This is a genomic window from Paenibacillus sp. PvP094 (assembly GCF_040546835.1).
In the GTDB taxonomy this organism is placed as follows: Bacteria; Bacillota; Bacilli; order Paenibacillales; family Paenibacillaceae; genus Paenibacillus; species Paenibacillus illinoisensis.
The window spans coordinates 4,321,254-4,333,649 of the sequence record NZ_JBEPOM010000001.1; the positions used below are offsets into that span (position 1 = coordinate 4,321,254).

Consider the following 12,396-nt stretch of genomic DNA (forward strand, 5'->3'; position numbering starts at 1 on the left):
TTTCTATAACTGTTTGAACTTAATAAGCAGGATATGACCTGCTCGCCCCGGTATCCCGGGGTATTGGTGAGCGCTGATGGTAGAGTTTCTGTGAAACCACAGCCTTGACCCATGCTCCGGCAACTTCTGGATTTGTTTCAGAACAAGTCGAAGAGTTTAATTCCCGGATGTCAGCCATGACATTCGATGAAGTAAGTACGACTTAGTAGAACACAAGCAGGAACGGCAAGCCCTGGTTTTTCGTTATGCCTGCAGGCCCGACTTGCTGGAGGGGAAGGTAAGCATGGATTTTTGGACTGATAATACGCTGACACGGGTGAACGAATGAAACTATTGGATATTTTCGGGTTGTTAAAAAAAGACATGGATTACATTGAAAAAGAATTGTATCGCAGTGTGCAGGGAGACCAGAAACTGCTAAGTGAAACTTCACTACATCTGCTCAAAGCAGGCGGGAAGCGTCTGCGTCCAGTATTTGTACTGCTCGGCGGTAAATATGGTACATATGACATTGAACGCCTGAAGTTGATTGCGGTACCGCTGGAATTGATTCATTCCGCTTCGCTGGTACATGACGATGTTATTGATAATGCGGAGACACGGAGAGGCAAACCAACGGTAAAGTCCAAATGGGATAACCGGATTGCCATGTACACCGGGGATTATATCTATGGAAAAGCACTTCAGATGACAGCTGGCCTGTCCGATCCGGACATCCATCGTATTCTGGCGAAGGCCATGGTGCAGATGTCTATCGGTGAGATGGAGCAGATTCGTGACTTTTTCAATACAGGACAGAGTGTTCGCAATTACTTGCTGCGGATCCGTCGCAAAACGGCGCTGCTCATTGCAGTCAGCTGCCAGCTTGGAGCTCTGGCTACACGTGCACCAAAACATGTTTCTTCGCTCCTGTATACTTACGGATATAATGTGGGCATGGCCTTCCAGATTCAGGATGATGTACTTGATCTGGTGGGAACAGAGAAACAGCTGGGCAAGCCTCCAGGTAGTGATATGAAACAGGGCAATATCACGCTCCCAGTTCTATACGCTCTACAGGAACGTGATCTTCGTGAGCCGCTGCTTAACGAGATTTCGCGTGTTCAGCGTGAAGATGGACGGGCAAGTGCCTCGGATGCGATTGGAATGATTCGCCAAAGTCAAGGAATCGCTAAAGCTGAAGCACTGGCTGACCGATATATGAAGAAAGCGCTCGATGCTCTGGAACAGCTGCCTAATATCAAGACAAGCAAAAATTTGCGCGATATTGCACATTTTGTTGTCAAGCGGACTCATTAAAGTGCAGTGATATGATCATGCTGCTTATTGCTCCGGTTTACTCCAAAGACATAGATGTGAGATTCCTCATTGGGAGGAATTGGACATGTATGTTACAATCAAAGTGATTGCGTCTACATAATGAACTAACTTTGAACCGTGAGTGAGGAGTGAGCGTATGGATCGTACATTTTTGATGGTAAAGCCGGATGGTGTGCAGCGTGGTTTGATTGGGCGTATCGTTAGCCGTCTGGAAGACAAGGGGTTTAAAATGGTGGCTGGGAAACTGGTTCAGATGACAGAGGAGCAGGCAAAGCGCCATTATGCGGAACATGAAGGAAAGCCGTTTTTTGATGATCTGGTGCAGTTTATCACATCCGGGCCTGTATTTGCGATGGTCTGGGAAGGTGATGACATTGTGGCACTTGCGCGGATCGTTATCGGCAAAACCAATGTAAAGGAAGCGGCTCCCGGTACGATCCGCGGAGACTTTGCGAGCCACACACCGCATAACCTGATTCATGGAGCTGATTCCCCGGAGTCTGCCACTCGTGAAGCAGCAAACTTCTTTACTTCAGATGAATTGGTGACGTACGACAAGAGCATCGCAGCCTGGTTGTAATTTATTAGCCAGAAGGGTGATACGATGCTGGAGCAGGAACAACTAGACCCGGATTATGCCGGTTTTATTCGGAAAATCAAAGAGAGCACAGGCATTGATCTTGCTCAATACAAGGAAGGCCAGATGAAAAGACGGCTGACCACACTTCGAAACAAAAACGGGTTTCATACATTTTCTAATTTTTTTGATGCCATGCAGAAGGATAAGTCGCTGTTTTACGAATTTCTCGATCGGATGACGATTAACGTTTCGGAATTTTGGCGAAATCCTAATCGCTGGGAAGTGCTCCGTGACGAGATCCTTCCTGAATTGATTGGTCCAAAGCGCCGTGTAAAGGTATGGAGTGCAGCTTGTTCAACTGGCGAAGAGCCCTATACACTTGCCATGATTTTGGATACGATGGGCATTCTTAAGGACAGTTCCATTACGGCGAGTGATCTGGACGAAGGCGCACTGGCCAAAGCCAAGGAAGGGCGTTATATGGAGCGTTCGCTCAAGGATGTCCCCAAAGAGACAGCCAGTCGTTATTTTAAACAGGACGGGTTGGTTTATCGAATCGATGACAAGCTCAAAAGCTCAATCAAGTTTATGAAGCAGAATCTGCTGCTGGACCCGTTTGATGATGGGTTTGATCTGATTGTGTGCCGGAATGTAATGATCTATTTTACCGAGGAAGCCAAAAATCTGTTGTATCATAAATTTGCAGCAAGTTTACGGCCAGGCGGCATTTTATTCGTAGGCAGCACAGAACAGATCTTCTCCCCTGGACAATACGGTCTGGAGACAGCGGAAACGTTCTTCTATCGCAAAAAATAAATAAAGTTAACGGATTGGATGACCGTCTGGATTACACACGAACATGTGTCCAGACGGTTATTTGTATTTCCGGGTAAAAATGAGTGTAATTTCAGCTCCGAATTGTGCCAGGACAAGCTGACCAGAATTTTGTTTTTGGGCAGGAAACGACGGGCTTTCTTGTCAAAGCGGGTCAGCTATACTATAATGAGCAAAGAAATTATGGGATTTTAGCAATGTGCAGTTTAACAGTTTAAAGGGGGAACGTATTATGAGTTTACGTTATTTAACCGCAGGGGAAACGCACGGACCCCAATTGACCGCGATTATCGAAGGATTGCCAAGCAATCTGAATATTGATTTTGAGGAACTGAACTTCCAGCTCCACCGTAGACAAAAAGGATATGGTCGTGGACGCCGGATGCAGATTGAGAAAGATCAGGCCAATTTTGTGGGTGGCATCCGTCACGGATATACAACTGGAGCTCCGGTAGCTTTGGTCGTTCAAAATAATGACTGGAAACACTGGCAGAACATTATGAATATTGAGCCTATTGAAGGCAGTGATGAAGAGAAACGCCGCGTTCATCGTCCTCGTCCTGGACATGCGGATCTGAACGGCGGACTCAAATATAATCTGAAAGATCTGCGCAACGTTCTAGAGCGCTCCAGTGCACGTGAAACAACGGTACGTGTAGCTTGTGGAGCGATTGCCCGTCAATTCCTGGCTGAGTTTGGTATTAAGGTAGCGGGGCGAGTACTGCGTATCGGAGAGATCGAGGCACCTTACCAAGACCTGCCTATTGATGAGCTGATTGAAGTAACCGAAGCTTCCTCGGTTCGAGTAACGGATGCAGAGACGGAGAAGAAGATGGAAGCCTACATTGATCAGATCAAGCAGGAAGGTGACTCCATCGGAGGAATCGTGGAATGCATTGTTGAAGGTGTGCCTGTCGGTCTCGGAAGCCATGTGCAGTATGATCGCAAACTGGATGCACGGATTGCTCAAGGTGTCATGTCCATTAATGCCTTTAAAGGTGTGGAAATCGGTATCGGATTCGAAGCAGGAACGATTCGTGGCTCCCAGGTACATGATGAAATTCTTCACACGGAGGAACGTGGTTACCACCGGGCAACCAATCGTTTGGGTGGATTTGAAGGCGGCATGACCAACGGAATGCCGGTCGTGGTTCGTGGGGTTATGAAACCTATTCCGACACTCTACAAACCACTTCAAAGTGTTGATATTGATACCAAAGAAGCCTTCACTGCCCAAGTCGAACGGTCAGATGCTTGTGCCGTTCCAGCAGCAAGCGTAGTCATGGAACATGTGGTGGCATGGGAGATTGCCAAGGCATTCCTTGAGAAGTTCGGTGGGGATTCCATGGAGGAAATTCGCGCGAACTACAACAACTATAACGTTCAATTGGAGAGCTACTAATATGCGTCAGCTGACAGTTCAGTTGGAGGAACGCTCATATCCCATTCTGATTGGCAGTGGTCTGCTCGCTGAGGCGCCTCGATTTTTTGAACAATATGGATTGACCAAGAAAAGTCCGCTGCTCATTATTACAGATGAGAATGTGGCTCCCAAGTATTTGGCTGGTCTTGAACAGACCCTCCGAGCGGCTGACTTTACAGTCGTCTCGGCAGTGGTTCCTTCGGGAGAGACATCCAAATCCCTATCGGTTTATCAAGACATGATGACAGTTGCCATTGAGGGTAAGCTGGATCGCAGTTCCGCCATTATTGCGTTGGGCGGAGGCGTTGTGGGAGATCTCGCTGGATTCGTGGCGGCTACATATATGCGTGGAATCAAGTTTGTACAAGTACCTACAACAATCCTCGCACATGACAGCAGTGTTGGTGGTAAAGTAGCCGTTAACCATCCGCTGGCCAAAAATATGATTGGTGCATTCCATCAGCCTGAGCTTGTGCTCTATGATGTGGACACACTTCAATCCTTGCCGCCGCGCGATGTTTCAGCCGGACTATCGGAAATGCTGAAGCACGGACTGATTCGCGACGAAGCGTTTGCACATTGGTGTGAAGAGCATGCTGAAGCGTTGCTCGCGCTGGATCCGGAAGCACTCGGATACGGACTGGAACGCGGATGCGGCATCAAGGCTGAAATTGTGTCTCGTGATGAACGGGAAAACGGAGAGCGTGCACTATTGAATTTGGGCCATACCATTGGTCACGCGATTGAAGCGATTGCTGGATACGGGGAGTTTTTGCATGGAGAAGCCATCTCTATCGGGATGGCCGGATCGGCTTTGCTGGGCGAGAAGCTTGGTGCACCTGCAGGTCTATATGACGATACGGTGCGGATGCTTCGTTCCCTGCGATTACCGGTCACCATGCCGAAACATCTGGATACGGATGCGTTGATGGATGCCATGATGCATGACAAGAAATTCCGTGAAGGACATATGGTTTTTATTATTCCGGATCGGATTGGAGCAGCGAGAATTGTGAAAGACGTGCCCGTATCGGCAGTTCGGGATGTCATTGAATTGCTTAAGAAGGGAGCAGAATAACGATGGTAACACGTGGAATTCGCGGGGCTACAACAGTCACGCAAAATAACGAAGAACAGATTTTGAAGGAAACAGCGGTATTGCTGCAGGAGATTGTGGACCGCAACGATATTAAGCCGGAAGATATCTGCAGCGTCTGGATTACGATGACGGGCGATTTGGATGCAGCCTTTCCAGCGAAGGCCATTCGCCAACTGGAAGGCTGGGAATTGGTACCTTTGATGTGTGCACTGGAAGTACCCGTTAAGGGTGCCTTGCCGCAATGCATTCGTTTCATGGTGCATGTGAACACAACCAAAGACCAACATGAAATCAATCATGTGTACCTGAATGGTGCACAATCCCTGCGGCCTGATTTGGTCGCACCTTCGAATTCATGAGAAATAGAATGGTTGTCAAACCATTCTGAATGCTGTATAGTGAGAACCAGTTGAGTAGAGTATGAGTTGAGCTGAGAGCAGCTGAGATAGTGGAGTATATAGCAGAGTCCAGCGGGTGGTAGCCGGAGTAACAAGGTCGGCCAACTGATTCGCGGTACGTCGTGCTACAGGATTGATAGGAACAGGAACCTCATATTGTGAAACGTGTCCAGTGACACCGTTTTGTTTTGGTATATGCTCATTTTTGTTTGTTGAGATCCCATTTCGTTTCTGTGATGGTATCGTGCAAGCTGGAAGAGCTAGTGAATCCATATTCAAGACGTGCAGGTTGGTGGATGTAGAACGTTCATTCATGAGACTGGTCTGATGATCCAGCATGGAAGTATAGGGACTTGTTATTTATGAAGCACCAAACTGTTAATTACAGCTTATAAACCCAGAACCTCTACCTGATGGTAGAGGTTTTTTTGTTATATACAACCACTTTCTTCTACCTAATCTGAAAGGACGTGATCTGATGATAACGCCAAACGTTAATCAAGTACTGAAAATGTCGAATGAATACAATCTGATTCCGGTAGTCAAACGGATTTTGGCTGATATGGAAACGCCTATCCGGATTTTCCGCCGTTATGCTGAGAATGACCGGGCATTCCTGCTGGAAAGTGTGGAGGGTGGTATTCAGTGGGCAAGGTATTCTTTCATTGGTACGGATCCGTTTCTGATGATTTCGGCCAAAAAGGGTCGGATGGAAGTGGAAGAAGCTGGCCAGAAGCGCGAGCTGCCAGGCAAACCCATTGAAGAACTAAAAGCGCTGCTGCGCAAGTACCGTAGTCCCAAAGATGACGAACTGCCGCCATTTACAGGCGGGGCGATTGGTTTTTTTGGATATGATCTGCTGCAATATTATGAGAAGCTTCCGGCTCATGCGCTGGATGATCTGAATATGGATGATATTCGCTTCATGTTCTGTGACCAGATTATTGTGTTTGACCACGTGAAACAGCAAATGCTGCTTGTCGGGAACGTTCATGTCAAAGAAGGAGCAACGGATGAGGACATCCGGAAAGCTTATACAGTGACATCAGAGAAGCTTGAGCAGGCCGCTGAGCGCTTGCAGCAGCAGGGACCAGGGGAAAACCTGAATCCGCGATCCATTCCGGGAGACGTTGATCTGGGGGATATTCGTTCCAACCTAACAAAGGAACAGTTTATCGGCAATGTGGAGCAAGCCAAGGAATATATCCGTGCAGGTGATATTTTTCAGGTCGTGCTGTCGCAGCGCTTCCACATCGATACTGAAGTTTCCCCGCTTCATGTGTATCGTGTACTTCGGACACTGAACCCATCGCCCTATATGTATTATTTGAAAATGGATGATGAAATCATTGTCGGGACCTCACCAGAGGCTCTGGTGAAGGTGGACGGAAATCGTGTGGAGACACGGCCGATTGCCGGCACACGTCCAAGAGGTGCAACAGAAGCGGAGGATCGTGCTCTTGCAGCCGATCTGCTGCAGGATGAGAAGGAGCGGGCGGAACATCTCATGCTGGTTGATCTGGGCCGCAACGATCTCGGCCGTGTATCGAAATTTGGCAGTGTGAAGTGTGACATGTTCATGGAGATTGAGCGTTATTCTCACGTCATGCACATGGTATCGAACGTGACGGGCGAGCTCAGAGAAGACAAGGACTTCTTCGATGCATTCCTCTCTTGTCTCCCAGCTGGAACGGTATCGGGTGCACCGAAGCTGCGTGCGATGGAGATTATTGCAGAGCTTGAAAAAGAAGCACGCGGTGCCTACGCAGGCGCTATCGGGTATCTCGGGTTCTCCGGTAACATGGATGCCTGCATTACGATTCGAACCATCATTTTCAAAAAAGGAAAAGCGTACGTGCAGGCCGGAGCAGGCATTGTATGGGACTCGGTACCTGAAAGTGAATACGAGGAAACAGTCAACAAGGCGAAAGCATTACTTAAAGCAATCCGGACAGCGGAGGCCATGTTCCCTCCCAAGGGGAAAGATAACCACCTGACACTTGCCAATGCAGATTATTTTGTGACGCCAGCCACGGCTGTACAGAACTGAGAGAGGAGAGACCGGATATGAATATGAACCCTGTGATGAATGAAGATTCCAAAAGATCCGCATCTGCCTTAAGCCAGAACGAAGGAATGAAGGACGGACTTGCCAAAATTTTGGAGGGGAACCATCTCGAGCAGGCGGAAGCACGTAACTTGATGTACTCCATCATGAGGGGTGAAGCGACTCCGGCTCAGATCGGCGGGTTGCTGATGGCTCTCCGAATGAAGGGGGAAACGGTGGATGAAATCACCGGTTTTGCCGAAGCGATGCGCGGACAGGGCGGCCGGATTCTTACCGATGGCAGCGGGCTGCTCGACACTTGCGGGACCGGTGGATCGGGGATTCACAAGTTCAATATCTCAACAGCCTCAGCCATCATTGCGGCAGCAGTCTCTGTTCGAGTGGCGAAACATGGCAATCGATCTGCTTCAGGTAAAGCAGGCAGTGCGGATGTTCTTGAAGCGCTGGGGGTTAACATTCATCTGGATGGAGAACAGGCGAGACAATGCCTGGATGAGATCGGAATTTGCTTCTGTTTCGCTCAGGTGTACCATCCTTCCATGAAACATGCGGCTGCACCACGCAAAGAGCTCGGTGTACGTACGATCTTCAATATGCTTGGTCCTCTCACTAATCCCGCAGGTGCGGATCGGCAGCTCCTTGGTCTGTATGACCGCAGTCGTACGCCGATGATTGCAGAAGTTCTCAATCGTCTCGGTCTAAAGAGAGCGCTCGTCGTTGCAAGTCATGATGGACTGGATGAGATCAGCATATCCGCACCGACTCAGGTATCTGAACTGCGTAATGGTGAAGTTCAGACGTACGACATTGACCCGCGTGATATGGGGTTGTCGCTCCATCCGCTGGAGACCGTTCTTGGAGGAGATGCTCTCCAGAATGCCGAAATCATAAAACGAATCTTTCACGGAGAACGGAGCGCGTACCGTGATGTCGTTCTGTTAAATGCTGGAGCATGCATCTACCTTTCGGGTCTTGCTGAGACCGTTGCGGAAGGTGTGACCATGGCCGCGAATGCTGTGGATTCCGGAAAAGCAGCGATGAAATTGGAACAGCTAATACACACAACGGAGGCGTACAGTCATGTATCTTGATCGAATTGTAGCAACGAAACAGCAAGAGGTTGAAGTATTGGCCCAAACCTTTCAGATGGAAGAGGCATTAAAACAGATTGAAACATTGCCGGTTACCCGCGGGTTTGAACGGGCGTTATCGAAGAATCGTAATCGGAGCCTGGGACTTATTGCCGAAGTGAAAAAAGCATCACCATCCAAAGGGCTTATACGTCCTGACTTTCATCCGGTAGAGATTGCATTAGCCTATGAACGGGCAGGAGCAGATTGTATTTCCGTATTGACGGACGTCTCCTACTTTCAAGGCAGTGGAGAATATTTGCAGGCCATTCATCAAGCAGTGAATATTCCTCTTTTGCGTAAGGATTTTATTATCGATGAGCGCCAGATCGCTGAAGCAAGATTGCTTGGTGCAGATGCCATTTTGTTGATTGCAAGCATCCTGTCCCCAGAGCAGATCCGTCAGTATCTGTCATTTGCCAAAAGTATAGGACTGGATGTCTTAATTGAAGTCCATGACCGAACGGAACTGGAGCAGGTACTGGAGATTCCGCAGGCAACTCTTGTTGGGATCAATAACCGTAATCTGAAGACGTTCGAAACCAGCTTAAGTACAACGCTTGATCTGATGAAGCTGATTCCGGATGGCGTAACGTTAATCAGTGAGAGCGGAATTGACGGTCCAGAGCGTTTAGGATCACTTATAGAGGCTGGAGTACAGGGAATCCTCGTCGGTGAGCATCTGATGCGTAAGGATGATGTGGAAGCTGCCGTTTACGAACTGATGGGGCCAAGAGGATGAATAAACTTATGAATGACGGTGTGGGCGGCAGAGATAACGGGGCGCCTAGGGAATCGGCAGCGGCAGTAAAAATTTGTGGACTTCAGGACGTTGAAGTGCTAAAATCGATGATAAACTTGCCGATTGATTACATTGGTGTTGTCTTTGCCGAGTCCCGTCGCCAAATTAATGCGGGTAAGGCTGCCGAGTTAAGAGCGGTCCTCATGGACTGGAATGCTTCTTATCGTCCGAAACTGGCGGGAGTATTTGTGAATCCTTCAATCACAGAGCTGGAGAGTGTCATGGAAGCAGCTCACCTGGATGTTATTCAGCTGCATGGACAGGAGTCTCCGGAATTTTGCGGACTGGTGAAGCAGCGTTTCGGCACCGAGGTATTCAAGGCTCTCTCTTTTCCCAAAGATGGAACAGCTGCAGAAGTGAACGATACTGCCAAGAAGGCACTTGATCCTTATCAAAACGTTGTTGATGCCATATTACTGGATACCTTTGATCCGTTATACGGAGGAGGTTCCGGCAAGACGTTTGCGTGGGATCGTATTCCCGCTTATGCCGAATGGGCAATTCAACATGGAATTGCTCTGTTCGTAGCAGGGGGGCTGCATCCGGATAATGTAGAGCAACTGATACAGACCTATGCACCAGACGGCGTCGATGTATCCAGCGGCGTAGAGTCTGACGGCGTGAAAGATATTGCAAAAATCACAGCATTTGTAGAAAGGGTGAAGCAGGCATGACACATCAATTGCCGGATCAACACGGGCGATTCGGTCCCTTCGGAGGCCGCTTTGTTCCTGAGACACTAATGAACGCTCTAATCGAATTGGAAGAGGCGTATGATCGTTACTCTCAAGACGATGAATTCAATAAGGAATTAAACTATCTGCTGAGTGAGTATTCCGGACGGGAGACTCCGCTGTATCATGCGGAACAGTTGTCTCGCCATCTGGGAGGACCGAAGATCTATCTGAAGCGGGAAGATTTGAATCATACCGGTGCACATAAAATTAACAATGCGATCGGACAAGGCTTGCTTGCCAAACGTATGGGTAAAAAGAAAGTCATCGCCGAAACGGGTGCCGGACAGCATGGCGTCGCAACGGCAACCGTTGCTGCACTGCTTGGTCTTGAGTGTAAAGTGTTCATGGGCGAAGAAGATACAGAGCGTCAACAACTGAACGTATTCCGGATGAAGCTGCTGGGGGCGGAAGTGATTCCGGTGATGTCGGGCACACGGACACTGAAGGATGCAGGGAATGAGGCTCTTCGTTACTGGGTCAGCAACGTGGAGGATACATTCTATGTGCTTGGATCAGTCGTTGGTCCTCATCCATATCCCATGATGGTGCGTAACTTTCAACGAGTCATTGGCGATGAGACGCGCAGACAGATCCAGGAGATCGAAGGGCGTCTTCCTGATGTGATCGTTGCGGCTGTCGGTGGCGGAAGCAATGCAATTGGCATGTTTTACCCGTTTATCGGGGATCAGGATGTGAAGCTGGTTGGTGTTGAAGCTGCCGGCAAAGGTGTGGACACTGAATTTCACGCAGCGACGATGAGTAAAGGGACACATGGCGTATTTCAGGGTTCCATGAGTTATTTGCTTCAGGATGAGTATGGACAGGTTCAACCTGCACATTCCATCTCGGCGGGTCTAGATTATCCTGGCGTTGGTCCGGAGCATTCCTATCTGAAAGACATTGAACGTGCTAAATATGTACCGATTACAGATCAGGAGGCGCTGGATGCCCTGCAGCTGCTCAGTCGTACAGAAGGTATCATTCCTGCACTGGAATCTGCACATGCCGTGGCTCAGGTCGTTAAGCTTGCACCTGAACTTACAGCAGAGGATATCGTTGTCATCTGTCTGTCCGGTCGGGGAGACAAAGATGTTGAATCCATTATGAAATATACGGGAGGGAACTTGTCATGAACCTAATGGACCAGACCTTCCTGCGTTTAAAGGAACAAAATCGTACAGCACTTATTCCGTTTCTGACCGTTGGTGACCCCGATGTGGAGACGACAATTGATATTATCAAGGAGCTTGAACAGGCAGGAGCTGACATCCTGGAGCTTGGGGTTCCCTATTCCGATCCACTTGCGGATGGCCCTGTCATCCAGCGTGCATCCGAGCGTGCGCTGAAAAGCCAAATCTCCATTCGTACCTGCATGGAAACAGCTGCCAAAGCACGCGAGGCAGGGGTACAGCTGCCGTTTGTTCTCTTTACGTATTACAATCCTGTACTGCAAACGGGACTTGATTTGTTCTTTGATGAACTTGTCAAACACGATATTAGCGGCATGATTATTCCGGATCTTCCCATTGAGGAAGCAGAAGAGATGCGCCGCAGGGCGGACGCGGCAGGCGTGCATCTGGTTCCGCTGGTAGCTCCTACGTCCAACGCGCGGATTGAGCGTATCGTTAATGGAGCGAGAGGCTTTATCTACTGCGTATCTTCGCTAGGTGTAACAGGGGAAAGAGCCTCCTTCTTTGACGGAGTAGAGAGTTTTATTGAGACTGTGAAAAGTTTGACAGATATTCCGGTAGCGGTAGGGTTCGGCATTTCCAGCCATGAGCAAGTAGAGCGTTTTTCCCGCATCTGCGACGGGGTGGTTGTAGGGAGTGCCATTGTTCGTCAGGTGGAAGAAGCAATTCCTCTTCTTGGGAATCCGGATACCCGTGAGGCAGGGCTGTTGCAAATTCGCAACTTTGTGGCACAATTAAAAGGATAGGGAGATAACGACGTGTTATTGCCCTGCATGTTTCGGCATGTAACTTATAACTTAACTACAGGAGGCGGT

General features: G+C 48.8%; 12 protein-coding genes. All 12 read left to right on the forward strand.

Features of this window, described 5'->3' with window-relative positions; translation table 11 throughout:
- Positions 1-324: 324 nt before the first annotated feature.
- The 12 genes from ABIC22_RS19920 (at position 325) to trpA (ending at position 12,327) form a co-directional block, all read left to right on the forward strand.
- Positions 325-1,299 carry a polyprenyl synthetase family protein gene (locus ABIC22_RS19920; RefSeq protein WP_127540273.1) on the forward strand — a complete coding sequence of 325 codons (975 nt, stop codon included), beginning with the start codon at positions 325-327 and terminating at the stop codon, positions 1,297-1,299.
- Between the two features lie 157 nt (positions 1,300-1,456).
- On the forward strand, positions 1,457-1,900 hold the full coding sequence (gene ndk / locus ABIC22_RS19925; protein WP_354483281.1) for a nucleoside-diphosphate kinase: 444 nt from the start codon (positions 1,457-1,459) through the stop codon (positions 1,898-1,900).
- A gap of 24 nt (positions 1,901-1,924) precedes the next feature.
- Complete coding sequence (locus tag ABIC22_RS19930; RefSeq protein WP_127540277.1) at positions 1,925-2,716, forward strand: CheR family methyltransferase; 792 nt, start codon at positions 1,925-1,927, stop codon at positions 2,714-2,716.
- Positions 2,717-2,966: 250 nt separating this feature from the next.
- Positions 2,967-4,136: a chorismate synthase gene (aroC, locus tag ABIC22_RS19935; protein WP_354483283.1), complete on the forward strand. Its 1,170-nt coding sequence runs from the start codon at positions 2,967-2,969 to the stop codon at positions 4,134-4,136.
- Position 4,137: 1 nt separating this feature from the next.
- Positions 4,138-5,235: a 3-dehydroquinate synthase gene (aroB, locus tag ABIC22_RS19940; RefSeq protein WP_354483285.1), complete on the forward strand. Its 1,098-nt coding sequence runs from the start codon at positions 4,138-4,140 to the stop codon at positions 5,233-5,235.
- A 2-nt stretch (positions 5,236-5,237) separates the two neighbouring features.
- Positions 5,238-5,615 (forward strand): chorismate mutase, encoded by a 378-nt coding sequence (aroH, locus tag ABIC22_RS19945; protein WP_154895613.1) that lies wholly within the window; start codon positions 5,238-5,240, stop codon positions 5,613-5,615.
- Positions 5,616-6,132: 517 nt separating this feature from the next.
- A complete protein-coding gene (gene trpE, locus ABIC22_RS19950) occupies positions 6,133-7,704 on the forward strand; it encodes an anthranilate synthase component I (protein WP_354483287.1) in 1,572 nt (523 codons plus the stop codon).
- A 35-nt stretch (positions 7,705-7,739) separates the two neighbouring features.
- Entirely contained in the window at positions 7,740-8,813 is a 1,074-nt protein-coding gene (gene trpD / locus ABIC22_RS19955) for an anthranilate phosphoribosyltransferase (RefSeq protein WP_483312596.1), read from the forward strand.
- The gene (gene trpC, locus ABIC22_RS19960) at positions 8,803-9,594 is read left to right on the forward strand and encodes an indole-3-glycerol phosphate synthase TrpC (protein WP_337032999.1); all 792 of its coding nucleotides are present in this window, start codon (positions 8,803-8,805) and stop codon (positions 9,592-9,594) included. Before trpD ends, trpC begins: the two co-directional genes overlap by 11 nt.
- An 8-nt stretch (positions 9,595-9,602) precedes the next feature.
- Positions 9,603-10,328: a phosphoribosylanthranilate isomerase gene (locus tag ABIC22_RS19965; protein ID WP_354486030.1), complete on the forward strand. Its 726-nt coding sequence runs from the start codon at positions 9,603-9,605 to the stop codon at positions 10,326-10,328.
- Positions 10,325-11,524, forward strand: coding sequence for a tryptophan synthase subunit beta (gene trpB, locus ABIC22_RS19970; protein ID WP_354483291.1), 1,200 nt, complete (start codon positions 10,325-10,327; stop codon positions 11,522-11,524). The genes ABIC22_RS19965 and trpB overlap by 4 nt, the downstream gene beginning before the upstream one ends.
- Positions 11,521-12,327 (forward strand): tryptophan synthase subunit alpha, encoded by an 807-nt coding sequence (gene trpA / locus ABIC22_RS19975; RefSeq protein WP_354483293.1) that lies wholly within the window; start codon positions 11,521-11,523, stop codon positions 12,325-12,327. The genes trpB and trpA overlap by 4 nt, the downstream gene beginning before the upstream one ends.
- Positions 12,328-12,396 lie beyond the last annotated feature (69 nt).

Excerpts from the sequence above, each read along its gene's own strand:
- ABIC22_RS19920 (WP_127540273.1), top strand. The coding sequence starts at position 325 with ATGAAACTATTGGATATTTTCGGGTTGTTAAAAAAAGACATGGATTAC.
- ndk (WP_354483281.1), top strand. The coding sequence starts at position 1,457 with ATGGATCGTACATTTTTGATGGTAAAGCCGGATGGTGTGCAGCGTGGT.
- ABIC22_RS19930 (WP_127540277.1), top strand. The coding sequence starts at position 1,925 with ATGCTGGAGCAGGAACAACTAGACCCGGATTATGCCGGTTTTATTCGG.
- aroC (WP_354483283.1), top strand. The coding sequence starts at position 2,967 with ATGAGTTTACGTTATTTAACCGCAGGGGAAACGCACGGACCCCAATTG.
- aroB (WP_354483285.1), top strand. The coding sequence starts at position 4,138 with ATGCGTCAGCTGACAGTTCAGTTGGAGGAACGCTCATATCCCATTCTG.
- aroH (WP_154895613.1), top strand. The coding sequence starts at position 5,238 with ATGGTAACACGTGGAATTCGCGGGGCTACAACAGTCACGCAAAATAAC.
- trpE (WP_354483287.1), top strand. The coding sequence starts at position 6,133 with ATGATAACGCCAAACGTTAATCAAGTACTGAAAATGTCGAATGAATAC.
- trpD (WP_483312596.1), top strand. The coding sequence starts at position 7,740 with ATGAATGAAGATTCCAAAAGATCCGCATCTGCCTTAAGCCAGAACGAA.
- trpC (WP_337032999.1), top strand. The coding sequence starts at position 8,803 with ATGTATCTTGATCGAATTGTAGCAACGAAACAGCAAGAGGTTGAAGTA.
- ABIC22_RS19965 (WP_354486030.1), top strand. The coding sequence starts at position 9,603 with ATGAATGACGGTGTGGGCGGCAGAGATAACGGGGCGCCTAGGGAATCG.
- trpB (WP_354483291.1), top strand. The coding sequence starts at position 10,325 with ATGACACATCAATTGCCGGATCAACACGGGCGATTCGGTCCCTTCGGA.
- trpA (WP_354483293.1), top strand. The coding sequence starts at position 11,521 with ATGAACCTAATGGACCAGACCTTCCTGCGTTTAAAGGAACAAAATCGT.